At 70.2% G+C, this 22,768-nt stretch carries 15 protein-coding genes; 7 read left to right on the top strand and 8 right to left on the bottom strand.

The features are described 5' to 3' along the window. The first annotated feature begins 178 nt into the window (after window positions 1-178). Both hpf and ABEA82_RS04785 read left to right on the top strand, forming a co-directional pair. Complete coding sequence (hpf, locus tag ABEA82_RS04790; protein ID WP_345660081.1) at window positions 179-880, top strand: ribosome hibernation-promoting factor, HPF/YfiA family; 702 nt, start codon at window positions 179-181, stop codon at window positions 878-880. Window positions 881-1,085: 205 nt separating this feature from the next. Further along, a complete protein-coding gene (locus tag ABEA82_RS04785) occupies window positions 1,086-1,832 on the top strand; it encodes a response regulator (protein WP_345660080.1) in 747 nt (248 codons plus the stop codon). A 56-nt stretch (window positions 1,833-1,888) separates the two neighbouring features. Here ABEA82_RS04785 and ABEA82_RS04780 read toward each other — a convergent pair whose 3' ends face one another. Together ABEA82_RS04780 and ABEA82_RS04775 are read right to left on the bottom strand one after the other, a co-directional pair. Beyond that, a complete protein-coding gene (locus tag ABEA82_RS04780) occupies window positions 1,889-3,073 on the bottom strand; it encodes a winged helix-turn-helix domain-containing protein (RefSeq protein WP_345660079.1) in 1,185 nt (394 codons plus the stop codon). A gap of 263 nt (window positions 3,074-3,336) precedes the next feature. Further along, window positions 3,337-3,906 (bottom strand): GNAT family N-acetyltransferase, encoded by a 570-nt coding sequence (locus tag ABEA82_RS04775; protein ID WP_345660078.1) that lies wholly within the window; start codon window positions 3,904-3,906, stop codon window positions 3,337-3,339. 280 nt (window positions 3,907-4,186) lie between these two features. Between ABEA82_RS04775 and secA the strand changes: the two genes are divergently transcribed. Beyond that, entirely contained in the window at window positions 4,187-7,033 is a 2,847-nt protein-coding gene (secA, locus tag ABEA82_RS04770; protein WP_345660077.1) for a preprotein translocase subunit SecA, read from the top strand. Window positions 7,034-7,151: 118 nt separating this feature from the next. On the opposite strand, the gene ABEA82_RS04765 is transcribed toward secA, so the two are convergent. Next, window positions 7,152-7,916 carry an Rv3235 family protein gene (locus ABEA82_RS04765; RefSeq protein WP_345660076.1) on the bottom strand — a complete coding sequence of 255 codons (765 nt, stop codon included), beginning with the start codon at window positions 7,914-7,916 and terminating at the stop codon, window positions 7,152-7,154. A gap of 296 nt (window positions 7,917-8,212) precedes the next feature. Here ABEA82_RS04765 and ABEA82_RS04760 point away from each other — a divergent pair, with 296 nt between their 5' ends. From ABEA82_RS04760 to ABEA82_RS04750, 3 genes are all read left to right on the top strand, one after another. Then, on the top strand, window positions 8,213-8,728 hold the full coding sequence (locus tag ABEA82_RS04760) for a DUF6912 family protein (protein WP_345660075.1): 516 nt from the start codon (window positions 8,213-8,215) through the stop codon (window positions 8,726-8,728). A 73-nt stretch (window positions 8,729-8,801) separates the two neighbouring features. Next, the gene (locus ABEA82_RS04755) at window positions 8,802-9,467 is read left to right on the top strand and encodes an HAD family hydrolase (protein WP_345660074.1); all 666 of its coding nucleotides are present in this window, start codon (window positions 8,802-8,804) and stop codon (window positions 9,465-9,467) included. A 623-nt stretch (window positions 9,468-10,090) separates the two neighbouring features. Then, complete coding sequence (locus tag ABEA82_RS04750) at window positions 10,091-15,043, top strand: NAD-glutamate dehydrogenase (protein WP_345660073.1); 4,953 nt, start codon at window positions 10,091-10,093, stop codon at window positions 15,041-15,043. 142 nt (window positions 15,044-15,185) lie between these two features. Here the strand turns inward: ABEA82_RS04750 and ABEA82_RS04745 are convergent, their stop codons facing one another. From ABEA82_RS04745 to ABEA82_RS04730, 4 genes are all read right to left on the bottom strand, one after another. Continuing rightward, window positions 15,186-16,832 carry a glycosyltransferase family 2 protein gene (locus ABEA82_RS04745; protein ID WP_345660072.1) on the bottom strand — a complete coding sequence of 549 codons (1,647 nt, stop codon included), beginning with the start codon at window positions 16,830-16,832 and terminating at the stop codon, window positions 15,186-15,188. Next, window positions 16,829-19,033 carry a CDP-glycerol glycerophosphotransferase family protein gene (locus ABEA82_RS04740; protein WP_345660071.1) on the bottom strand — a complete coding sequence of 735 codons (2,205 nt, stop codon included), beginning with the start codon at window positions 19,031-19,033 and terminating at the stop codon, window positions 16,829-16,831. The genes ABEA82_RS04745 and ABEA82_RS04740 overlap by 4 nt, the downstream gene beginning before the upstream one ends. 142 nt (window positions 19,034-19,175) lie before the next feature. Continuing rightward, a complete protein-coding gene (locus ABEA82_RS04735) occupies window positions 19,176-20,012 on the bottom strand; it encodes an ABC transporter ATP-binding protein (protein WP_345660070.1) in 837 nt (278 codons plus the stop codon). Continuing rightward, window positions 20,005-20,919, bottom strand: coding sequence for an ABC transporter permease (locus ABEA82_RS04730; RefSeq protein ID WP_345660069.1), 915 nt, complete (start codon window positions 20,917-20,919; stop codon window positions 20,005-20,007). Before ABEA82_RS04730 ends, ABEA82_RS04735 begins: the two co-directional genes overlap by 8 nt. Window positions 20,920-21,118: 199 nt before the next feature. On the opposite strand from ABEA82_RS04730, the gene ABEA82_RS04725 reads away from it, so the two are divergent. Further along, complete coding sequence (locus tag ABEA82_RS04725) at window positions 21,119-21,745, top strand: TetR/AcrR family transcriptional regulator (RefSeq protein WP_345660068.1); 627 nt, start codon at window positions 21,119-21,121, stop codon at window positions 21,743-21,745. Between the two features lie 27 nt (window positions 21,746-21,772). Here the strand turns inward: ABEA82_RS04725 and galE are convergent, their stop codons facing one another. Next, on the bottom strand, window positions 21,773-22,753 hold the full coding sequence (gene galE / locus ABEA82_RS04720; RefSeq protein ID WP_345660067.1) for a UDP-glucose 4-epimerase GalE: 981 nt from the start codon (window positions 22,751-22,753) through the stop codon (window positions 21,773-21,775). Window positions 22,754-22,768: the final 15 nt, after the last annotated feature.

Here is a 22,768-nt window from a genome sequence, read left to right as displayed (position 1 = left end):
CAAATCCGACTGCCGTACTGCGGGTTTTTCTTCATCACTCGCGACGGTGGAGTGGAGATCTCGCCCATGGGGGAGGAGGTGGGAGTCACCGAGTCCGAGGTTCCGGGACTCACCGGAACCTGGTGCAAAAGGGAGACGCTCCGCACCGAAGCGGAGCGATCCGGGAACGGAGTTCTGCGTGGACATCGTCGTCAAGGGCCGCAAGACCGAGGTGCCCGAGCGGTTCCGGAAGCACGTGGCCGAGAAGCTGAAGCTGGAGAAGATCCAGAAGCTCGACGGCAAGGTGATGAGCCTCGACGTCGAGGTGTCCAAGGAGCCGAACCCTCGACAGGCCGACCGCTGTGACCGAGTGGAGATCACGCTCCGCTCCCGCGGTCCGGTGATCCGGGCGGAGGCAGCGGCGAGCGATCCGTACGCGGCGCTCGACCTGGCGGCGGAAAAGCTGGAAGCCCGGCTGCGCAGGCAACACGACAAGCGGTTCTCGCGCCGTGGCTCGCGCCGGATCTCGGCCGCTGAGGTCGCCGACCACGTCCCGGGCGTGGCGACGCTCAACGGGAACGGCCTGGCGGCGGCTCCCCCGGAGGAGGAGCCCGAAGCAGCCGTCCCCACCAAGAAGATCGGCTCTCTGGAAGTACAGGGTGACGGCCCCATCGTCGTCCGTGAGAAGACCCACGTCGCAGCACCCATGACCCTCGACCAGGCTCTCTATGAGATGGAGCTGGTCGGGCACGACTTCTATCTGTTCGTCGACTCCGAGACCAAGGAACCGAGTGTCGTCTACCGACGGCACGCCTACGACTACGGCGTGATCCACCTCAGGACGGACACGATGGTCACCCAGACGCACGCTCCCGAGGCGGGCGGTGCGCTCGGCGGCTGACCGTGCCGGGTGACAGCGGAGAAGGTGCCCCTGGAGCGCGTGTGCGCCCCCAGGGGCACCCCTGTGCGACCACTACGCGCCCCGCTCTGTCACCCCGGTGCCGTCCGGGCATGAAATCATGGTGGCAACGACCCAACCGGTGGGTCGTTGCTCTGGGTTGGCGATGGCTCAGGACCACAGGCCACAGCCTTCAGGGGGAGGAACGATGGCGGACAGCTTCGGACCGATGCGTGACGGGGATGCCCACGACGGCGTCGTCGGCATGGGCCCGGACACGGACTCTCCACGCAAGGAACCGATCAGAGTCCTTGTCGTGGACGACCATGCCCTGTTCCGCCGTGGTCTGGAGATCGTGCTCGCCGCCGAGGAGGACATCCAGGTCGTCGGCGAGGCAGGGGACGGCGCCGAGGCCGTCGAGAAGGCCGCTGACCTGCTGCCCGACATCGTCCTGATGGACGTGCGGATGCCCAAGCGCGGCGGCATCGAGGCCTGCACCTCCATCAAGGAGGTCGCCCCCAGCGCCAAGATCATCATGCTGACGATCAGCGACGAGGAAGCCGACCTCTACGACGCCATCAAGGCGGGCGCGACCGGCTATCTCCTCAAGGAGATCTCCACGGACGAGGTGGCCACCGCCATTCGCGCGGTCGCAGACGGGCAGTCGCAGATCAGCCCGTCCATGGCGTCGAAGCTGCTCACCGAGTTCAAGTCGATGATCCAGCGCACGGACGAGCGCCGGCTGGTGCCCGCGCCGCGGCTGACGGATCGCGAACTCGAAGTCCTCAAACTCGTCGCGACGGGTATGAACAACCGTGACATCGCCAAGGAGTTGTTCATCTCCGAGAACACCGTGAAGAACCACGTGCGCAACATCCTGGAGAAGCTCCAGCTGCACTCCAGGATGGAAGCGGTGGTGTACGCGATGCGGGAGAAGATTCTCGAGATCCGGTGATCGGGTGATTCGGTGATCCGGTGACGTGAGCCGGTGAGCCGGTGAGCCGGTAGGGCTCAGCCGAGGATGCGGGCGAGTTCCAGCGTGAGGGGCTCGCGCAGGTCCGGTGCGTCGGCCTGTGTGTCGACTCGTTCCACCCGGACGTCCGTGCAGTCCACCCAGGTCGCCGCCTCGGCCAGGGCCTGGGCTACGGCCGGGACCGCCTTCGGGCCGTCGAGCGTGACCTGCTTGGCCACCAGCGTGCGGCCCTCGCGCGCCGGGTCCACGCGGCCGACGAGCCGGCCACCGGCCAGGACCGGCATCGCGAAGTAGCCGTGGATCCGCTTCTGTTTGGGGACGTAGGCCTCCAGGCGGTGTGTGAAGCCGAAGATCCGCTCCGTGCGCGCCCGCTCCCAGATCAGGGAGTCGAAGGGCGACAGGAGCGTGGTCCGGTGGCGGCCGCGCGGGGGTGTCTCCAGGGCCGCGGGGTCGGCCCAGGCGGGCTTGCCCCAGCCCTCGACCGTGACCGGGACGAGCCCGGAGTCGGCGATCACCGCGTCGACCTGCTCGCCCTTGAGGCGGTGGTAGTCGGCGATGTCCGCGCGGGTGCCGACACCGAGGGACCGGCCCGCGAGGCGGACGAGGCGGCGCAGGCACTCGGTGTCGTCCAGCTCCTCGTGCAGCAGCGCGTCCGGGATCGCGCGTTCCGCGAGGTCGTAGACGCGCTTCCAGCCGCGGCGCTCCACGCAGACCACCTCGCCGTACATCAGGGCGCGTTCCACGGCGACCTTCGAGCCGGACCAGTCCCACCAGTCGCTGGTCTTCTTCGCGCCACCCAACTCCGTGGCGGTCAGGGGGCCTTCGGCGCGGAGTTGTTTGATGACCTGGTCGTAGGTGCCGTCGGGGAGCTCGTGGTTCCAGTGCGGGCGGTTACGGTAGGCGCGGCGGCGGAACGCGAAGTGGGGCCACTCCTCGACGGGGAGGATGCAGGCGGCGTGCGACCAGTACTCGAAGGCGTGGGTGTCCTTCCAGTAGGCGTTCTCGACCGTCTTGCGGCCTACCGCGCCCAGGCGGGCGTACGGGACGAGCTCGTGGGAGCGGGCCAGGACCGAGATCGTGTCGAGCTGTATCGCGCCCAGGTGGCGGAGGATGCCGCGGACGCCGGCGCGGCGGGGTGGGGCGCCCAGGAAGCCCTGGGCGCGGAGCGCGATCTTGCGGGCCTCGTCGGCGGAGAGGTCTGCGGTGGGGGGCGGGGTGGTCATGGGCGGCACGATAGGGGGTGGGTCTGACAACGGGGTGTGAGCTGGGGGATTGCTGATTCGTGCTGGGCGTTGTCGCTGGGGGCGGGGTGCTGCGCAGCCCGGCGGTGCGGGGTGCGGCTGCGCCCACCCTCCCCCAAGCTCTCGGCTTCGCTCGAGCAGGGGGGACCCCCATCTCCCCAGCGGCACGACTGCCCGCAGCGGGGACGGTGCGGGATGGCGCTGCGTCCGCCCGTGTCGCCCCAGCGGCACGACTGCCCGTAGTTCTAGGTCGGGGCCGGGAGGTATGGGGCCGTTGAGGGGAGGGCCAGGTCTGAGGGGAGGAGTGAACCCACCCAGGCGTCGCGGCGGACTCCTTTGTTGTTCGTCGCCGAGCGGAGGGTGCCCTCGATGGTGAAGCCCGCTCGTTCCGCTACCGCGCGGGAAGCCCGGTTTCCCACCTCGGCGCGCCATTCGATGCGGTCGATCGCGGCGTGGGTGAAGGCCCAGCGGCAGGCGGCGAGGGCGGCTTCCGTGATGTAGCCGTGGGAGCGGTGCCGCTTCGTGGCCCAGAAGCCGATCTCGCCCATGCCCAGGGCGCGCATGGTGATGCCGAGCATGCCGGCGAGTTCCCCGGAGTGGAGGAAGACGCCGAAGGTGAACATGGACCCGTCGGTCCAGCCGTCAGGGGTCATCTGTTCCGTGAAGGCCTCGGCGTGCTCACGGAGGTACGGCGAGGGGATCGTGGTCCAGCGCTGGATGTCGGGGTCCTGGCAGGCGTCGTAGACCGCGTCGGTGTCCTGGGGGCCGACCGTGCGCAGCAGGAGGCGGTCCGTGGTCAGTGTTACGGGGTCCATCGGCCGATTGTGCTCGGGGGCCCCGCTGACCCGCCATCTGTTTGCCGTGGGTGAGGAGATGGTCACGCTTCGCGTAAATCCATTCGGTGATGCGGCACTATCCGAGGGGCCCGGACGTTGTCCCCTTTGAAGCAGAGTGAAAGAGAAATGAAGCAGCGGACGGTCGCCGTCACGGCAGGCCCTCCCGGCGCGGTGGGGTCCTCGCATACGATGGCCGTTGCTCAGTAAGTCAAGTGGTAACCGACCGTCCCAGGCCCGACCGGCAAGGAGACCAACCCCCGTGTCCGTCCTCTCGAAGATCATGCGTGCAGGCGAAGGCAAGATCCTGCGCAAGCTGCACCGCATCGCGGACCAGGTCAACTCCATCGAAGAGGACTTCGTCGACCTCTCCGACGCCGAGCTGCGCGCCCTCACCGATGAGTACAAGCAGCGCTACGCCGACGGCGAGACCCTGGACGACCTGCTGCCCGAGGCGTTCGCCACCGTCCGTGAGGCAGCCAAGCGCGTCCTCGGCCAGCGGCACTACGACGTGCAGATGATGGGCGGTGCCGCCCTGCACATGGGTTACGTCGCGGAGATGAAGACCGGTGAGGGCAAGACCCTCGTCGGTACCCTGCCGGCGTATCTGAACGCCCTGTCCGGCAAGGGCGTCCACATCATCACGGTCAACGACTACCTGGCCGAGCGCGACTCCGAGATGATGGGCCGCGTCCACCGGTTCCTGGGGCTGGAGGTCGGCTGCATCCTCGCCAACATGACGCCGGCTCAGCGCCGTGAGCAGTACGCCTGCGACATCACGTACGGCACGAACAACGAGTTCGGCTTCGACTACCTGCGCGACAACATGGCGTGGTCCCAGGACGAGCTCGTCCAGCGCGGCCACAACTACGCCATCGTCGACGAGGTCGACTCCATCCTCATCGACGAGGCCCGTACGCCGCTGATCATCTCCGGCCCGGCCGACCAGGCCACCAAGTGGTACGGCGACTTCGCCAAGCTGGTGACGCGCCTCAAGCGCGGCGAGCCCGGCAACCCCCTCAAGGGCCTCGAGGAGACCGGCGACTACGACGTCGACGAGAAGAAGCGCACGGTCGCCATCCACGAGTCCGGCGTCAGCAAGGTCGAGGACTGGCTGGGCATCGACAACCTGTACGAGTCGGTGAACACCCCTCTGGTGGGCTACCTGAACAACGCCATCAAGGCCAAGGAGCTCTTCAAGAAGGACAAGGACTACGTCATCATCGACGACGAGATCATGATCGTCGACGAGCACACCGGACGTATCCTCGCCGGCCGTCGCTACAACGAGGGCATGCACCAGGCGATCGAGGCGAAGGAAGGGGTGCCGATCAAGGACGAGAACCAGACGCTCGCCACGATCACGCTCCAGAACTTCTTCCGCCTGTACAAGCGCCACGACCACAACGGCAAGGAACAGCCCGGCCTGGCCGGCATGACCGGTACGGCCATGACCGAGGCCGCCGAGTTCCACCAGATCTACAAGCTCGGCGTGGTGCCGATCCCGACCAACCGGCCGATGGTCCGCAAGGACCAGTCGGACCTGATCTACCGGACCGAGGTCGCCAAGTTCGAGGCGGTCGTCGACGACATCGAGGAGAAGCACCGCAAGGGGCAGCCGATCCTCGTCGGCACCACCTCCGTCGAGAAGTCCGAGTACCTCTCGCAGCAGCTCAGCAAGCGCGGTATCCAGCACGAGGTGCTCAACGCCAAGCAGCACGACCGTGAGGCGACGATCGTCGCCCAGGCCGGCCGCAAGGGCGCCGTCACCGTGGCCACGAACATGGCCGGCCGTGGTACGGACATCAAGCTCGGCGGCAACCCCGAGGACCTCGCCGAGGCGGAGCTGCGCCAGCGCGGCCTCGACCCCGAGGAGCACATCGAGGAGTGGGCGCACGCCCTGCCCGAGGCGCTCAAGCGGGCCGAGAAGGCCGTCCAGGCCGAGAAGGACGAGGTCGAGAAGCTCGGCGGGCTCTACGTGCTGGGCACCGAGCGGCACGAGTCGCGGCGGATCGACAACCAGCTGCGCGGCCGTTCCGGCCGTCAGGGCGACCCCGGCGAGTCCCGCTTCTACCTCTCCCTCGGCGACGACCTGATGCGGCTGTTCAAGGCGCAGATGGTCGAGCGCGTGATGTCGATGGCGAACGTCCCGGACGACGTGCCGATCGAGAACAAGATGGTCACGCGCGCGATCGCCTCCGCCCAGTCGCAGGTCGAGCAGCAGAACTTCGAGACCCGTAAGAACGTCCTGAAGTACGACGAGGTCCTCAACCGCCAGCGTGAGGTCATCTACGGCGAGCGGCGCCGCGTCCTGGAGGGCGAGGACCTGCACGAGCAGGTGCAGCACTTCATGGACGACACGATCGACGCCTACGTCCAGGCCGAGACCGCCGAGGGCTTCCCCGAGGACTGGGACCTCGACCGGCTGTGGGGCGCGTTCAAGCAGCTCTACCCGTGCAATGTCTCGATCGAGGAGCTGGAGGAGGCGGCCGGCGACCGGGCCGGGCTGACCGCCGAGTTCATCGGCGACTCCATCAAGGACGACATCCACGAGCAGTACGAGGCGCGCGAGGCGCAGCTCGGCTCCGAGATCATGCGTGAGCTGGAGCGCCGGGTCGTGCTGTCGGTCCTCGACCGCAAGTGGCGCGAGCACCTCTACGAGATGGACTACCTCCAGGAGGGCATCGGCCTGCGCGCGATGGCGCAGAAGGACCCGCTGGTCGAGTACCAGCGCGAGGGCTTCGACATGTTCACCGCGATGATGGAGGGCATCAAGGAGGAGTCCGTCGGCTACCTGTTCAACCTGGAGGTCCAGGTCGAGCAGCAGGTCGAGGAGGTCCCGGTCGAGGACACCAAGCCGGTGGCCGACCTGGAGAAGCACGACGCGGTGCCGGCGCAGGCCGGTGCCCGCCCGGAGATCCGCGCCAAGGGCCTCGACGTCCCGCAGCGGCGCAACCTCCACTTCTCCGCGCCGACCGTCGACGGTGAGGGCGGCACCATCGAGGGTGACTTCAACGAGGACGGCGAGCCGGTGCGTTCCGAGGCCGATGGCCTCACGCGCGCTGAGCGCCGGAAGCAGGCGCGGGGCCGGGGCCGCCGCAAGAAGTGACGGTGGTCGCGGCACGGTAGCGGCTTCGAAGGGCCGGGCACCTCGGGTGCCCGGCCCTTCGGCCTGCCAGGGCCCGCCTCAATCCGTTCAGTCCGCCTCTGCGCGGGGCGGGCGCCGTTCAGTCCGCCTCTGCGCGGGGCGGGCGGGGGCCGCCGAGTTCCACGGCCGTGCAGCGCCAGCGGAGATCCTGGCCGAGCTCCAGACGGAAGGCCATGGCGCGCAGCCGGTCGCCGGCCCCGATACGGGCGAAGGCCTCGATGGCGCCCGGGCGAGGTTCGAACCAGCCGATGTCACGGACGACGGGGCGCGCGCCGCGGGTGCGCAGGGGGCCGCGCTCGGCCAGCCAGGCGAGTTCGTCGTAGGCACGGCCCCGGGTGTGGCGAAGCATTGAGTGGACGGGGCGGTGGCCGCTCAGGACGGCGACGAGGAGGTCGGCGAAGAGGTCGGTGGGGAGGGGGTGGAGGGCCACCGGGCGTCGGGGGGACTGGGGCGGGACGCCGGGGGTCCGTGAGGGCGTGCCGGAGGGCGTCGAGGGGGCGGTGCGGGCATGGGGCGAGGGCTTTGTGCGGGCGGGCGCCGACGGGCTTGTGCGGGTGCGTGGAGTTGGGCGGATGCCCGAGGGCGTCGGCGGGCGGGTGTCCGCGGGGCGGGTACGGAGGGTCCTGGCGCGTGGGGAGGCCGGGGGGCGGCCGCCGCCCGCAGAGGTGCGCGGGGCGCCTCCGCTGGGGGTGCGAGGAGGGGCGGTGCCGCCCGGTGTGCGGGGAGCGGGGGCGTCGGGGGCATCTTGTGGGGTGGTGTCGTCGGGGATGCGTGGTGTGGTGGTCTCTGGGCGGGCGGGCGCGGTGGTCTGAAGGCGGTGTGCTCTGGTCATGACCTTGTTCATGGGGGGTCCCCGTTCGTGGGCCCGGTTGGTACCGGGGAGTAACTTCGGGTTGGTGATCTTGTACGGGGTCGACGGGGGGAGGAGCAAGGAAGAGGACCCGAGGGCGGCGGGCGCCGAGATGTTCACCTATCCGGGTGGTTCCGGGGTGCAGAAGCCCATCACCGGGCGGGAGCACCGGGTGAATCCCGGGACCGGTGTGGACGCGTCCGGCGTCACGGGCCGGAACTCGAAAGGGGACGCCCCGCACGTATCCTGAAGGCCCTTCAGGATCCTTCCGACCACGAAAGCGGCCAGCCATGCGCGTCTACGTCCCCCTGACCCTCCCCGGTCTCGCCGAGGCGTACAAGACGGGTGAGCTGGGAGCCGGGCCGTTCGTCGCGTACGCGGTGACGCCCGCGCTGCGCGAGTGGTACCTGTCCGACGACATCGAGGAGCTGGAGTACGCGGCGCTGAACCGGGCCGCGCTGGCCTCGCTGCGGCTGCTGGCGGCCGAGCCGGAGGCGCCGCGGCGCCGGGTCGTGGTCGCGGTCGATGTGCCCGACCGGGACGCGAGCGCGGACCCCGACCGGGGGCTCGATCCCGCGGCGCTGGGGGAGGTGCGGGTCTCCGGTGCCGTCGCGCTGGCCAAGGCGGCGTCGGTGCACGTCGACGCGGACGACGCGGAAGCCGACGTGAGGGCGGCGGCCGAGGCGCTGCCGGCGGCGGACGGCGGGGACGACGACGCGCAGTTCGTCGTGGACGGGGCCGAGGACCACGAGCTGCTGTGGTTCGCCACGCAGGAGATCCCGAACCTGGTGGGGCGCGAGGGCTGAGCCACCTCCTGCCGGGGGGCGCGTTGAGGCGCCGTTCTCTTGATTGTCAGTGGGGGCGGGTACGTTTTCTGGCATGGGGACGAAGACGGCTGCGCACATTGTCTGGGACTGGAACGGGACGCTGTTCCATGACAATGACGCGATCATCGGGGCGACGAACGCGGCGTTCGCCGAGCTGGGGCTGGAGCCGCTGACGCTGGAGAAGTACCGGGAGCTGTACTGCGTGCCGGTGCCGAAGTTCTACGAGCGGCTGATGGGGCGGCTGCCGACGGAAGCCGAGTGGGAGGCCATGGACGACATCTTCCACCGGTACTACGCGGAGCACCGGGGGACCTGTGGGCTCACGGCGGGGGCGGTGGAGCTGCTGTCGGGGTGGCGGACGGCGGGACACAGCCAGTCGATCCTGAGCATGTACGTGCATGAGGAGCTCGTGCCGTTGGTGCGCGGGTTCGGGATCGAGCCGCACTTCGTACGGGTGGACGGGCGGACCGGGCCGTCGGGGGGAAGTAAGGCCGAGCACATGGTGCGGCATCTGGCGTCGCTGACGGGGGTGGAGCCGGGGCGGACCGTGGTGATCGGGGACGCGGCGGATGATGCGGTGGCCGCGTTGCATGTGGGGGCCCGGGCTGTGCTGTACACCGGGGGGTCGCACGGGCGGGCGAGTCTGGAGGCGGTGGGGGTGCCGGTCGTGGACACGTTGGAGGAGGCTGTTGCGGAGGCGGAGCGGATCGCTGCGTAGCCAGGTGCTGGGTGTCGGTGCTGGTGGCGGGGCGTTGCGCAACCCGGCGATGCGGGGTGCCTCCCCCAAGCTCTCGGCTTCGCTCGAGCAGGGGGTACCCCCATCGCCCACCCTCCCCCAAGCTCTCGGCTTCGCTCGAGCAGGGGGGACCCCCATCGCCCCAGCGGCACGACTGCCCGCAGCTAGGCGCGTCGCACTGTGCAGAACGTCAAACTTCTGGGCCTGGTTTTGTACACATACGGCTCATGACGGGGGCCCTGTAAGGAGCGATAGCCTTAGTGGCGTGATCAGCGCGATAGTTCGCGGGGACGTCGTCGTCCCTGCCCTGCGCCCGGAGAGCACGGACCACATCCGTGTCCGGGCGGCGGTCGCTGGTCTTCGCGGGCGGGACGGGGCATCGAGGACTCCCGGGACGCCGAGCACCACCCGGTTCGAGGCGTCGCAGAGAGCAGCCTCACACCCGTGGGTCAGCTCAAAATTGGCTCAGACACCCCCGCTCATCTCACCTTGCGGCATAGCGTCGGAACAGACCGGATACCCCGTGTCACGGCGTGACGTCGTAAGCGCAGAGGCCGTACTTCTTTCTACGTCACGCAACGGCGCGCGACAGGAGCCAGAGGACAATGCAGACCAAGCTGGACGAAGCCAAGGCCGAGTTGCTCGAGAGGGCCGCCCGGGTAGCTGAGAACAGCCCGGTCGGGGGGCACCTACCGACCGGGTCGACGGGCGAGGAGACCCCAGACGCCCAGGAAGCCCCGGATCGCGAGACCCTGCTCTCGTTCCTCCAGCGTTACTACCTGCACACGGCCCCGGAGGACCTCACCGACCGCGACCCGGTCGACGTCTTCGGAGCCGCCGTCTCGCACTACCGGCTGGCCGAGAACCGCCCGCAGGGCACGGCCAACGTGCGGGTGCACACTCCCACGGTGGAAGAGAACGGGTGGACCTGCAGCCACTCCGTCGTCGAGGTCGTCACCGACGACATGCCCTTCCTCGTCGACTCCGTGACGAACGAGCTGACCCGGCAGGGGCGCGGGATCCACGTCGTCATCCATCCGCAGTTCGTCGTGCGGCGCGATGTCACCGGCAAGCTCATCGAGGTCCTGTCGACCCCGGCGAACGGCGACCTCCCGCACGACGCGCACGTCGAGTCCTGGATCCACGTCGAGATCGACCGCGAGACCGACCGGGCCGATCTGAAGCAGATCACCGCCGACCTGCTGCGCGTGCTCTCCGACGCCCGTGAGGCCGTCGAGGACTGGACCAAGATGCGGGAGTCGGCGATCCGGCTGGCGGAGGGGCTGCCGGACGAGCCCATCCCCGGTGACCTGCCCGGACCCCAGGTCGAGGAGGCCCGCGAGCTGCTGCGCTGGCTGGCCGACGACCACTTCACCTTCCTCGGCTACCGCGAGTACCAGCTGCGCGAGGACGACTCGCTGGCCGCCGTGCCCGGCACCGGCCTCGGCATACTGCGCGCGGACCCGCACCACGCCGACGAGGAGAGCCACCCGGTCAGCCCGTCCTTCGAGCGGCTGCCCGCCGACGCCCGGGCCAAGGCGCGCGAGCACAAGCTGCTCGTGCTGACCAAGGCGAACAGCCGGTCGACCGTGCACCGGCCGTCGTACCTGGACTACATCGGGGTGAAGAAGTTCGACGCCGACGGCAATGTCGTCGGTGAGCGGCGTTTCCTCGGACTGTTCTCCTCCGCCGCCTACACCGAGTCCGTGCGCCGGGTGCCGGTCATCCGGCGCAAGGTCGAGGAGGTCCTGGAGAAGGCCGGGTTCTCGCCCAACAGCCACGACGGGCGCGATCTGCTCCAGATCCTGGAGACGTACCCGCGCGACGAGCTCTTCCAGACCCCGGTCGACGAGCTGCGGTCCATCGTCACCTCCGTGCTCTACCTCCAGGAACGCAGGCGCCTGAGGCTCTACCTGCGCCAGGACGAGTACGGGCGCTACTACTCCGCCCTCGTCTACCTCCCCCGCGACCGCTACACCACGGCCGTCCGCCTGCGGATCATCGAGATCCTGAAGGAGGAGCTCGGCGGCATCAGCGTCGACTTCACGGCCTGGAACACCGAGTCGATCCTGTCCCGGCTGCACTTCGTGGTCCGGGTCCCGCAGGGCACCGAGCTGCCGGAGCTGTCCGACGCCGACAAGGAGCGCATCGAGGCCCGGCTGGTGGAGGCCGCCCGCTCCTGGGAGGACGCCTTCGCCGAGGCGCTCAACGCCGAGCTCGGCGAGGAGCACGCGGCGGAACTGATGCGCCGGTACGCGCACGCCTTCCCGGAGGGCTACAAGGCCGACCACAACCCGCGTGCCGCGGTCGCCGACCTCGTCCACCTCGAACAGCTGAACGCCGAGGAGGGTGAGGACTTCGCGCTCAGCCTGTATGAGCCGGTGGGCGCCGCCCCCGAGGAGCGCCGCTTCAAGATCTACCGCACAGGCGACGCGATCTCCCTGTCGGCGGTGCTGCCGGTCCTCAACCGGCTCGGAGTCGAGGTCGTCGACGAGCGGCCGTACGAGCTGCGCTGCTCGGACCGCAGTGTGGCGTGGATCTACGACTTCGGGCTGCGCATGCCCCGCGCGAACGGCGGCGCGGACTACTTCGGCGACGATGCCCGCGAGCGGTTTCAGGACGCCTTCGCGGCCACCTGGACGGGCGAGGCGGAGAACGACGGCTTCAACGCCCTGGTGCTGAGCGCGGGTCTCTCCTGGCGCCAGGCGATGGTGCTGCGGGCGTACGCGAAGTACCTGCGCCAGGCGGCGTCGACGTTCAGCCAGGACTACATGGAGGACACCCTCCGCAACAACGTCCACACCACCCGGCTGCTCGTCTCCCTGTTCGAGGCGCGGATGTCGCCGGACCGGCAGCGCGCGGGGCACGAGATCGTGGACGCCCTCCTCGAAGAGGTCGACGCGGCCCTCGACCAGGTCGCGAGCCTGGACGAGGACCGGATCCTCAGGTCCTTCCTCACGGTCATCAAGGCGACGCTGCGGACGAACTTCTTCCAGGAGGCCGCGGGCGGCAAGCCGCACGCGTACGTCTCCATGAAGTTCGACCCGCAGGCCATCCCGGACCTGCCCGCACCGCGCCCCGCGTACGAGATCTGGGTGTACTCGCCGCGCGTCGAGGGCGTGCACCTGCGCTTCGGCAAGGTCGCGCGCGGTGGTCTGCGCTGGTCCGACCGGCGTGAGGACTTCCGCACCGAGATCCTCGGCCTGGTCAAGGCGCAGATGGTGAAGAACACCGTCATCGTGCCGGTCGGCGCCAAGGGCGGCTTCGTCGCCAAGCAGCTGCCCGACCCGAGCGTCGACCGCGACGCGTGGCTGGCCGAGGGCGTGGCCTCGTACAAGACGTTCATCTCGGCGCTGCTCGACATCACCGACAACATGGTGGCCGGCGAGGTCGTGCCCCCGGCGGACGTCGTCCGGCACGACGGGGACGACACCTACCTGGTCGTCGCCGCCGACAAGGGCACCGCGACCTTCTCCGACATCGCCAACGGAGTCGCCGAGAAGTACAACTTCTGGCTCGGCGACGCCTTCGCCTCCGGCGGCTCGGCCGGCTACGACCACAAGGGCATGGGCATCACCGCCCGCGGCGCCTGGGAGTCCGTCAAGCGGCACTTCCGCGACATGGGCGTGGACACCCAGACCGAGGACTTCACGGTCGTCGGCATCGGCGACATGTCCGGTGACGTGTTCGGCAACGGCATGCTGCTCTCCGAGCACATCCGCCTGGTCGCCGCCTTCGACCACCGGCACATCTTCATCGACCCGAACCCGGACGCCGCCACCTCCTACGCCGAGCGCCGCCGCCTGTTCGAGCTGCCCCGCTCCAGCTGGGAGGACTACGACAAGGAGCTGCTGTCGCCCGGCGGCGGCATCTTCCCGCGCACGGCCAAGGCGATCCCGGTCAACGCGCACATCCGCGAGGCCCTCGGCATCGAGGCCAAGGTCACCAAGCTGACCCCGGCCGACCTGATGAAGGCGATCCTCCAGGCCCCGGTGGACCTGCTGTGGAACGGCGGCATCGGCACGTACGTCAAGGCCTCGACCGAGTCGAACGCGGACGTCGGCGACAAGGCCAACGACGCCATCCGCGTCGACGGCCGGGACCTGCGCGTCAAGGTCGTCGGCGAGGGCGGCAACCTGGGCCTGACCCAGCTCGGCCGGATCGAGTTCGCGCTCCAGGGCGGCCGGATCAACACCGACGCCATCGACAACAGCGCGGGCGTGGACACCTCCGACCACGAGGTGAACATCAAGATCCTGCTCAACGGCCTGGTCGCGGACGGCGACATGACCCTCAAGCAGCGCAACAAGCTGCTCGCCGACATGACCGACGAGGTCGGCCGTCTGGTGCTGCGCAACAACTACGCGCAGAACACGGCGATCGCCAACGCCCTCGCCCAGTCCAGCGCCATGCTCCACGCCCAGCAGCGCTTCATGAAGCACCTGGTCAGGGAGGGCCACCTCGACCGGGCGCTGGAGTTCCTGCCCACCGACCGGCAGATCCGCGAACGGCTCGCGCAGGGCCAGGGTCTGACGGGCCCGGAGACGGCCGTGCTGCTGGCGTACACGAAGATCACGGTCGCCGAGGAGCTGCTGCACACCTCGCTGCCCGACGATCCGTACCTGAGCACCCTGCTGCACGCGTACTTCCCGACCGAGCTGCGCGAGCAGTTCCCCGAGCACCTGGTCAGCCACCCGCTGCGCCGTGAGATCACCACGACGGTGCTGGTCAACGACACGGTGAACACGGGCGGTACGACGTATCTGCACCGGTTGCGCGAGGAGACCGGGGCGTCGCTGGAGGAGATCGTGCGGGCGCAGACCGCGGCCCGGGCGATCTTCCGCCAGTCCCCGGTGTGGGACGGGGTGGAGGCGCTCGACAACAAGGTCGAGGCCGAGGTCCAGACCCGCATCCGGCTGCACGCGCGGCGCCTGGTGGAGCGGGGCACGCGCTGGCTGCTCAACAACCGGCCGCAGCCGCTGCAACTGGCCGACACCGTCGACTTCTTCGCCGAGCGCGTGGAGCAGGTCTGGGCGCAGCTGCCGAAGCTGCTGCGGGGTGCGGACCTGGAGTGGTACAGCAAGATCTACGACGAGCTGACGGGAGCCGGTGTCCCGGACGAACTCGCCACCCGCGTGGCCGGGTTCTCCTCCGCCTTCCCGACGCTCGACATCGTCTCGATCGCCGACCGCATGGGCCGGGAGCCGCTGGACGTCGCCGACGTCTACTACGACCTCGCCGACCGGCTGCGCATCACCCAGCTGATGGACCGCATCATCGAGCTGCCGCGTGCCGACCGGTGGCAGTCCATGGCCCGGGCGGCGATCCGTGAGGATCTGTACGCGGCGCATGCGGCGCTGACCGCTGATGTGCTGGCGGTGGGGAATGGGAGTTCTACTCCTGAGCAGCGGTACAAGGCGTGGGAGCAGAAGAACGCGGCGATTCTCGGGCGGGCTCGGACCACGTTGGAGGAGATTCAGGGGTCTGAGGCGTTCGATCTGGCGAATCTGTCGGTGGCTATGCGGACGATGCGGACGTTGCTGCGGCAGCATTCGTAGCGGGTACGAGTGGGGATGCCCCGGGCCGGTGATGGTCCGGGGCGTTTCTGCTGGGGGCGGGTGTTGCGCAGCCCGGCGGTGCGGGGTGCCGCTGCGCCCACCCGTGCCGCCCAGCGGCACGACTGCCCGCAGCGGCCAGTAGTTACTTCAGGGCGCTTGCCAGCAACCGTGCCGCGTTCTTCACCCTGGGGTTCGCCAGGTGGTGGGCCAGGGGCCGGATGATTCTGGCCGTCGGTCCGACCGGGTGCCAGCGGATCTGTAGGCGGCCGGGGCCGTGGCCCTCGGGTTCCAGGGTCAGGCGGTGGTGGGGGACGTGGGTCGTCGACGTAGGGAAGGTCAGGGGGGCCAGCAGCAGGCCCGTGTGGGACAGGCCCTGGTGTTCCAGGCGGAGCACCGGGTGGCGGATTCCGGCGAAGCCCTGGACGGGGAGGCGGGCCGCCGCCAGGTCCAGGCGGACGTGGCCCTCGAAGACGCCGGGGCGGACGGGGGAGAGACGGAAGGGCACCTGGAGCCGGCGCCTGCCGGGGGTGATGAGGAGGGTCGCGCGGTGGGGGCCCACCGGGAGGCGCAGGGCCGGGTCGTAGGTGCGGACGGTGAGGTCGACGCAGGCGCCCGGACCCCGGGTGAGCTCTGTGATCTCGTGGCGGAACTGGGCGCCCGGGAAGGGGCAGGTGTCGAGCTCCAGCTCCGAGAGGTCCAGTTCGCGGCGGGACCGGTCCGACTCGGGGACCTCGGCGCCCCAGTAGGTGCGGCCGTCCCCGTCCGTCGTCACCTGCCTGGGGGCCACGCCGTGCCCCAGGCCGCGCGCCGCCAGCCGCGCGTCCGCCAGGCGGCGGTCGCGGATCAGCTGGACGACGACGCGTTCGGCGCGCGGGAGACGGGTGAACGCGCCGGGTGCGAGGGTGTCGAGGTACGGCGTGACCAGGTCCGCGAACGACGACAGCCACTCCTCGTCCCGGTAGGGCAGGTCGCCGGCGTACATCCGGAAGTCGTGCTTGAGGAACTTGTGGTCCTTGTCCTCCCGCAGCGACTCGTGCCCGCTCTCGGCGAGGAACGCGTCGATGAGGTGCTGGACGTGGATGCGGTCGCGGACGTTGGCGAGCTTGTGCCGCTGATTCGACAGGGACGCCGACTCCGACGCCGCGAAGGGCGCCACGTACCAGCGGTAGACCGGTTCCGGGATGATCGTGAAGCTCTTGGCCAGGCAGTACGCCTGTGCCGAGAACAGCTGGTCCTCGTAGTGGATGCCCTCGGGGAAGCGCAGGTCGTGCCGGTCGAGGAAGGCCCGCGCGTACATCTTGCTGGTGGAGAGGTGCTCGAAGAACAGCCGCGGGTCGGCCTCGATGCCGTCGAGGGTGCGGTGCTCGGCGACCAGGTGCGGCATCCAGGTGGAGCGGCGGCCGTTGTCCACCCGGATGCGCTGCACCGCGCCCATCGCGAAGTCGATGTCACGTGCGCGGTGCGCGCGGAGCAGCAGTTCGACGGCGTTGCCGGGGAGTTCGTCGTCGCTGTCGAGGAACATCAGATAGGGAGCCCTGGCTATCTCCAGCGCCCGGTTGCGCGGAGCGCCGCATCCGCCGCTGTTGTGCTCCAGGCGGAGATGGCGCACGCGGGGATCCCGGGCCGCCAGGCGCCGGGCGACCTCCGGGGTGCTGTCCGTGGAGTGGTCGTCGCTGATGACGATCTCCAGGTTCGCGTGGGTCTGCCGGCGGACCGAGTCGACCGCGCGGACGAGGCGTTCGGCGTCGTTGTAGACGATGACCGTCACGGTGACGTCGGGGGTGCTCATGCGGTCGCCTCCTGCGGGGTCGGGGCGGGGGTGCGGTCCTCGATCGGCAGCACCGGCGGCAGGGACCGTTCGTCCTGGCCGAGAAAGACCCGGCGCACCACGCGTTCGGCGGCGCGTCCGTCGTCGTACTCGCAGAACCGGCGCCGGAAGACGGCCCGGTTCTTCGCCGCGCTCTCGTCGTGCCAGGCCTCGGTGGTGAGGATCTCCGTCAGCTCCTGCTGGGTGCGGGCCACCGGGCCCGGGGCCTCGGCCATCAGGTCGAAGTAGACGCCGCGGGTGGTGCGGTACGTCTCCCAGTCGTCGGCGTGGATCACGATCGGGCGGTCGAGGTTGGCGTAGTCGAACATGATCGAGGAGTAGTCCGTGACCAGGGAGTCCGCCGCCAGGCACAGCTCCTCCACCGGGTCGTAGGAGGAGACGTCCACGATCCGGCCCGTGCGGCGCAGGTGGGTGAGCGGGGAGGCCGCGCCGCCGTAGAAGTAGTGGCCGCGGACGAGGAGGACCGTGTCGTCGCCGAGGCGGTCGGCGAGCGCGGCCAGGTCCAGGCGCGGGGTCCAGCCGGCCTCGTAGTCGCGGTGGGTGGGCGCGTAGAGGACGGCACGGCGGCCCGGCGCGATGCCGAGCCGGTCGCGGATCGTGCGGATGTCCCGCGCGCCGGCCCGGTAGTAGACGTCGTTGCGCGGGTAGCCGTGGTCGAGGCTGACGTAGCGCGAGGGGTACGCGCGCTCCCACATGCGGGTGGTGTGGCTGTTGGCGGAGACGCTGTAGTCCCACTTGTCGACGCGTTCCAGCAGGGCGCGGAAGTCCAGGCCCTGCGCGGCCGCCGGGTACGCCATCTGGTCCAGGCCCATGCGCTTGAGGGGCGTGCCGTGGTGGGTCTGGACGTGGATCGCGTCCGGGCGTTTGACGACCGCGTTGGGGAAGTTGACGTTGTTGACGAGGTACCTGGCGGTCGCCAGCACCTCCCAGTAGCGGCGGGTGCCGGGGACGACGTGGTCGGTGCCGGGCGGGAGGAGGGCCGCGTTCTCCCGGGTCACCACCCACACCGGGTGGATCTGCGGGGCGAGTTCGGCGAGCTCGGCGGCGATCGCGGCGGGGTTGCAGGCGACGCCGCGGTTCCAGTACGCCGAGAACACCGCCAGGTCGGGGTCGACCGGGCGGCCGAGCGCCCTGCGGTACTGGTGGTCGCGGAGCCTGGTGCCGGCCTGCCGCTTTCGGGCCCGCACGGCCGACTGGGCGGAGCGGCGGGTGCGGTTGACGGTCTGGAAGGCCCGGTACTTGGCGTAGGCGTCCTCTTCGAGCAGGGAGCGGCGGACGCCTTCGAGGCCGGCGGGGCGCCGGTAGCCCTCGGGGCGGCGGCGCAGCGCGGCAAGGGACGCCCGTCGGAAGAACTCCCGCGCGACCGCCTCCTCCATGCCGCCGCGGGCGAAGGTGCGCAGGCAGTCACGGACCATCACGTCGTAGAGCGCGGCGTGGGCGGCGCGGCGGTCCCGGGTGAGGTCGAGGAGCGACTCGTAGCGCTCCACGAGGCCGTAGCGCTGTTCGGGCGTGGGCGGGGGCAGGCTCGCCGGACGCAGCCTGCGGTCCTCGTAGGCGACGTGCGGCAGACAGGCGACGCGGTCGGCGAGCAGCAGGGCGGCCAGCGCGGCGTACGGCTCGTCGTCGGTGGTGAGCCGCTGTTCGTGCGCCCGCCAGAAGTCGGCGCGCAGGACACGGGTGCCGAGCATGGGGGTGAGTCGCAGCAGGTGCGAGCAGTTGTCCAGGAGGACGTCGGCACGGCCCGTCCGGGCGAGCAGGGAACCGTCCGGGGACGGCATACCGGAGGTGCGCCAGGTGCTGCGGACGTGGTCGAGGAGCAGGACGTCCACCTCGGCGGGCAGCTCGGCCAGCCGCTCGGCGACCGTGCGCGGGGCGCCGGCGGGCAGACCGTCCTTGGCGTGCACGAAGTGCAGCCAGCGGCCGGACGCCCGCGCCGCACCCGCGGCCCGGGCCGCGGCGTCGCCCGTGTGCTCCGGGAGCGGCAGGACGTGCAGGCCGGGGATGTCCGGGGTGTGCCGCTCGGCCGTCTCGCGGGCCCAGTCGCCGACCGCGGCCACGATCAGCTCGGCGTCCGGAAAGGGGTGGGCGGCGAGGGAGTCGAGGACTTCCGTCAGATGGTCCTGAACGTTGGGCCCGTGGACGATGACGCTGAGCTCGGCCATCACGGGGACTCCTTCGTCTCGTCGCACTTCACGCCGTGCCGGGCGCCCTCACGCCGTGCCGGACGCACCTCGCGCCGTGCGGGGTGCGCCGTATTCGGTCATGGTGCCATCAATGCGACAAAACAGCCGACCGGGACGCGCCTCACGAGGGAACGGGGACCTTGGGCGCCGCCTTCGGCTTCGGCTTCGCGGACTTGTCCCCCGTGAACGCCTCGTACTCCTTGAGGACGTCCTCCGTCGGCCCGTCCATGAGCAGCTCGCCGCGCTCCAGCCACAGCACCCGGTCGCAGGTGTCGCGGATGGACTTGTTGTTGTGGCTGACCAGGAACACCGTTCCGGCGTGCTTGCGCAGCTCGCGGATGCGCTCCTCGGAGCGCTTCTGGAAGGAGCGGTCGCCGGTGGCCAGGGCCTCGTCGATCAGCAGCACGTCGTGGTCCTTGGCGGCGGCGATGGAGAACCGCAGCCGGGCGGCCATGCCGGAGGAGTACGTGCGCATCGGCAGCGTGATGAAGTCGCCCTTCTCGTTGATGCCCGAGAAGTCGACGATCTCCTGGTAGCGGTCCCGGACCTGCTCGCGGGACATGCCCATGGCCAGGCCGCCGAGGTGCACGTTGCGTTCGCCGGTCAGGTCGTTCATCAGGGCCGCGTTGACGCCGAGCAGGGAGGGCTGGCCGTGGGTGAAGATACGGCCGTTCTCCACGGGGAGCAGCCCGGCGACGGCCTTCAGCAGGGTGGACTTGCCGGAGCCGTTGGTGCCGATCAGGCCGATCGCCTCGCCCTTGTAGGCGACGAAGGACACGTCCCGCACGGCGTGCACCCGGCGTACGCCCGCCGCCTTCTCGGCCTGCTTGCGGCGCAGGATGCGGTTGAGGGCGGCGGTGGCGGAGCCGCGTCCGGCGCCGGTGCCGTTGACCCGGTAGACGATGTCGACGCCGTCGGCGACGACGGTGGGGATCCTGTCGTTGGTGTGGTCAGCCACGGCCGTAGGTCTCCTCAGCCTTCCAGAAGTAGATGAAGCCGCCGATCCCGGCGACCAGCGCCCAGCCGGCCGCGATCGCCCAGACGTGGGCGGGGAGCTGGCTCGCGTGGAAGCTGTCGATCAGGGCGAAGCGCATCAGGTCGATGTAGACGGCGGCCGGGTTGGCCGCCAGCGCGAGCGTCACCGCGTGGGGCAGGCTGTCCTTGTCCGCCAGCTTGTCGATGCTCCACATGACGCCCGAGACGTACATCCAGGTGCGCAGCACGAACGGCATCAGCTGGGCGATGTCCGGCGTCTTGGCGCCCATCCGGGCCATGACCATGGAGACGCCCGCGTTGAACGTGAACTGCAGGGCCAGCGCCGGCAGCGCCAGCAGCCAGGACACGCCGACCGGCACGCCGAAGCAGAGCAGGATGACGACCAGGGCGGCCATCGAGAACAGCAGTTGCTGGAGCTGCTGGAGGCAGAACGACAGGGGCAGCGCGGCGCGCGGGAAGTGCAGGGCGCGGACCAGGCCGAGGTTGCCGGAGATGGCGCGGGTGCCCGCCATGATCGAGCTCTGCGTGAACGTCCAGATGAACACGCCCGTGACCAGGAACGGGATGTAGTCCGGTACGCCGTGCTTGGTGCCGAGCAGGACGCCGAAGATGAAGTAGTAGACCGCCGCGTTCAGCAGCGGCGTCATCACCTGCCAGACCTGGCCGAGCTTCGCCTGGCTGTACTGGGCGGTGAGCTTGGCGGTGGCGAACGCGGTGATGAAGTGGCGGCGGGCCCACAGCTGCCGGACGTACTCGGGCAGCGAGGGACGGGCGCCGCTGACGGAGAGGCCGTGGCGGGCGGCCAGGGCCGCGAGGTTCTCGGCGGCCGGGGGTGGTGTCTGGGGCGGTGTGTCGAGGACCTGGCTCACATCCGCTGCTTTCGCTCGGGGGGAGGGGGTGGGGCCCATGGGACCTATGGGGCGTGAAGAGAGCCGGGAAGGGGGGTGGTGTTTACCGGACTCTTCACGGTTTCTTACGTCGGGACGGGACCGTATCGTCGTAACGCGAGCGTACGACGGAGCTACGTCGGAACGCAACCGTTTCGTCGTGACGCCCTATGCTGTCGGAATGACGACGAAGCCCGACGAGCCCCAGCAGCCCGCGCGCCGCCGGGCCCCCGCGGGGGCGGCCGTACTGCGACAGGACGTGACGGAAGCCATCCGGGCGGCCGTCTTCGAGGAGCTCGCGGCCGTCGGCTACGCGCGGATGTCCATCGAGGGGATCGCGCGCCGGGCGGGCGTCGGGAAGACGGCGGTGTACCGCCGCTGGCGCTCGAAACTCCACCTGGTCCTCGACATCGTCTCGGCGCTCGCCGTGCAGGGGCTGCCCGCGCCGGACACCGGCTCCCTGGAGGGCGACCTGCGGCTGCTCTACGAGGTGACGTCCCGCGCCCTGCGCCACCCCGTCGCCTCGCAGATCATCCCCGACCTCCAGGCCGAGGCGGCCCGCAACCCCGAGATCGCCGACGCCCTCCAGAAGGCCCTGCGCGAGGGCCAGGACGGCGTCGCCACCGGCATCGTCACGGCGGCGGCGGGGCGCGGCGAACTCCGCCCGGACATCGACCGCGACCTGGCCCTCGACCTGATCTCCGGGCCCCTGTACTGGCGCTCGGTGGTCATCCGCAGCCCCAAGCTGCCCAAGGGGTACCTGGGATCGCTGGCCCGGGCCACGGCCCAGGCGTTGAAGGCGCTGTAGGCGCTGTAGGCGCTGAAGGAGCCTCCGTCAGCTCCGGCCCGCCTCCGGATGCAGTCGCACCCAGCCCGCCCACGCCGACGTGATCATGTCCTGGACGTCGTGCCGCGCCTTCCAGCCCAGCTCGGTGGCGGCCCGGTCGGCGGAGGCGACGACACGCGCGGGGTCGCCCGGGCGGCGGGGTGCCACCGTGGGCGCCAGGTGGCAGCCGGTGACCGCGTTGATGCGGTCGATCATCTCGCGCACGGAGACGCCCTCGCCCCGGCCGATGTTGAGCGTGAGCTGCCGGCCCGGGGAGGAACGCAGGGCGCGGGCCGCAGCGACATGCGCCTCGGCCACGTCCACGACATGGATGTAGTCGCGTACGCAGGTGCCGTCCGGGGTCGGGTAGTCGTCGCCGAAGACGCGCGGCGGCGCGCCCTCGGTGAGCTTCTCGAAGACCATCGGGACGAGGTTGAACACGCCGGTGTCCGCGAGCTCGGGACTCACCGCGCCCGCCACGTTGAAGTAGCGCAGGCACGCCGTGGACAGCCCCGTCGCCCGGCCCGTCGCGCGCATCAGCCACTCACCGGCCAGCTTCGTCTCGCCGTACGGGGACATCGGCAGGCACGGCGTCTCCTCCGTGACCAGCTCCACGTCCGGCATGCCGTACACCGCGGCCGAGGAGGAGAAGACCAAGGACGGCACCCGCGCCGCCGTCACGACGTCCAGCAGGGTCCGCAGGCCCTCCACGTTCTCCCGGTAGTAGTGCAGCGGGCGCTCGACCGACTCTCCCACCTGCTTCTTCGCCGCCAGGTGCACGACGCCGGTGACCGAGTGGTCCGCCAGGACACGCGCGAGCCGCTCGGCGTCCAGCGTCGAGCCCACCACCAGCGGCACACCGTCGGGCACGCGCTCTTCGATGCCGGTGGACAGATCGTCGTACACCACCGCCCGCTCACCCGCCGCGGTCATCGCCCGTACGACATGCGCCCCGATGTAGCCGGCGCCGCCGGTGATCAACCAGGTCATTGCGGCTGTCCCCTC

It is taken from the genome of Streptomyces venetus (assembly GCF_039540295.1).
GTDB classification, from domain to species: Bacteria; Actinomycetota; Actinomycetes; order Streptomycetales; family Streptomycetaceae; genus Streptomyces; species Streptomyces venetus.
The sequence above is the reverse complement of the archived record's forward strand: the minus strand, read 5'-3'. Positions and strand labels throughout refer to the sequence as shown.

Coding starts and splice junctions, on each gene's coding strand:
- ABEA82_RS04750 (WP_345660073.1), top strand. CDS start 10,091: ATGCAGACCAAGCTGGACGAAGCCAAGGCCGAGTTGCTCGAGAGGGCC.
- ABEA82_RS04725 (WP_345660068.1), top strand. CDS start 21,119: ATGACGACGAAGCCCGACGAGCCCCAGCAGCCCGCGCGCCGCCGGGCC.
- ABEA82_RS04760 (WP_345660075.1), top strand. CDS start 8,213: ATGCGCGTCTACGTCCCCCTGACCCTCCCCGGTCTCGCCGAGGCGTAC.
- ABEA82_RS04745 (WP_345660072.1), bottom strand. CDS start 16,832: ATGAGCACCCCCGACGTCACCGTGACGGTCATCGTCTACAACGACGCC.
- ABEA82_RS04775 (WP_345660078.1), bottom strand. CDS start 3,906: ATGGACCCCGTAACACTGACCACGGACCGCCTCCTGCTGCGCACGGTC.
- ABEA82_RS04765 (WP_345660076.1), bottom strand. CDS start 7,916: ATGAACAAGGTCATGACCAGAGCACACCGCCTTCAGACCACCGCGCCC.
- ABEA82_RS04785 (WP_345660080.1), top strand. CDS start 1,086: ATGGCGGACAGCTTCGGACCGATGCGTGACGGGGATGCCCACGACGGC.
- ABEA82_RS04755 (WP_345660074.1), top strand. CDS start 8,802: ATGGGGACGAAGACGGCTGCGCACATTGTCTGGGACTGGAACGGGACG.
- ABEA82_RS04740 (WP_345660071.1), bottom strand. CDS start 19,033: ATGGCCGAGCTCAGCGTCATCGTCCACGGGCCCAACGTTCAGGACCAT.
- ABEA82_RS04780 (WP_345660079.1), bottom strand. CDS start 3,073: ATGACCACCCCGCCCCCCACCGCAGACCTCTCCGCCGACGAGGCCCGC.
- galE (WP_345660067.1), bottom strand. CDS start 22,753: ATGACCTGGTTGATCACCGGCGGCGCCGGCTACATCGGGGCGCATGTC.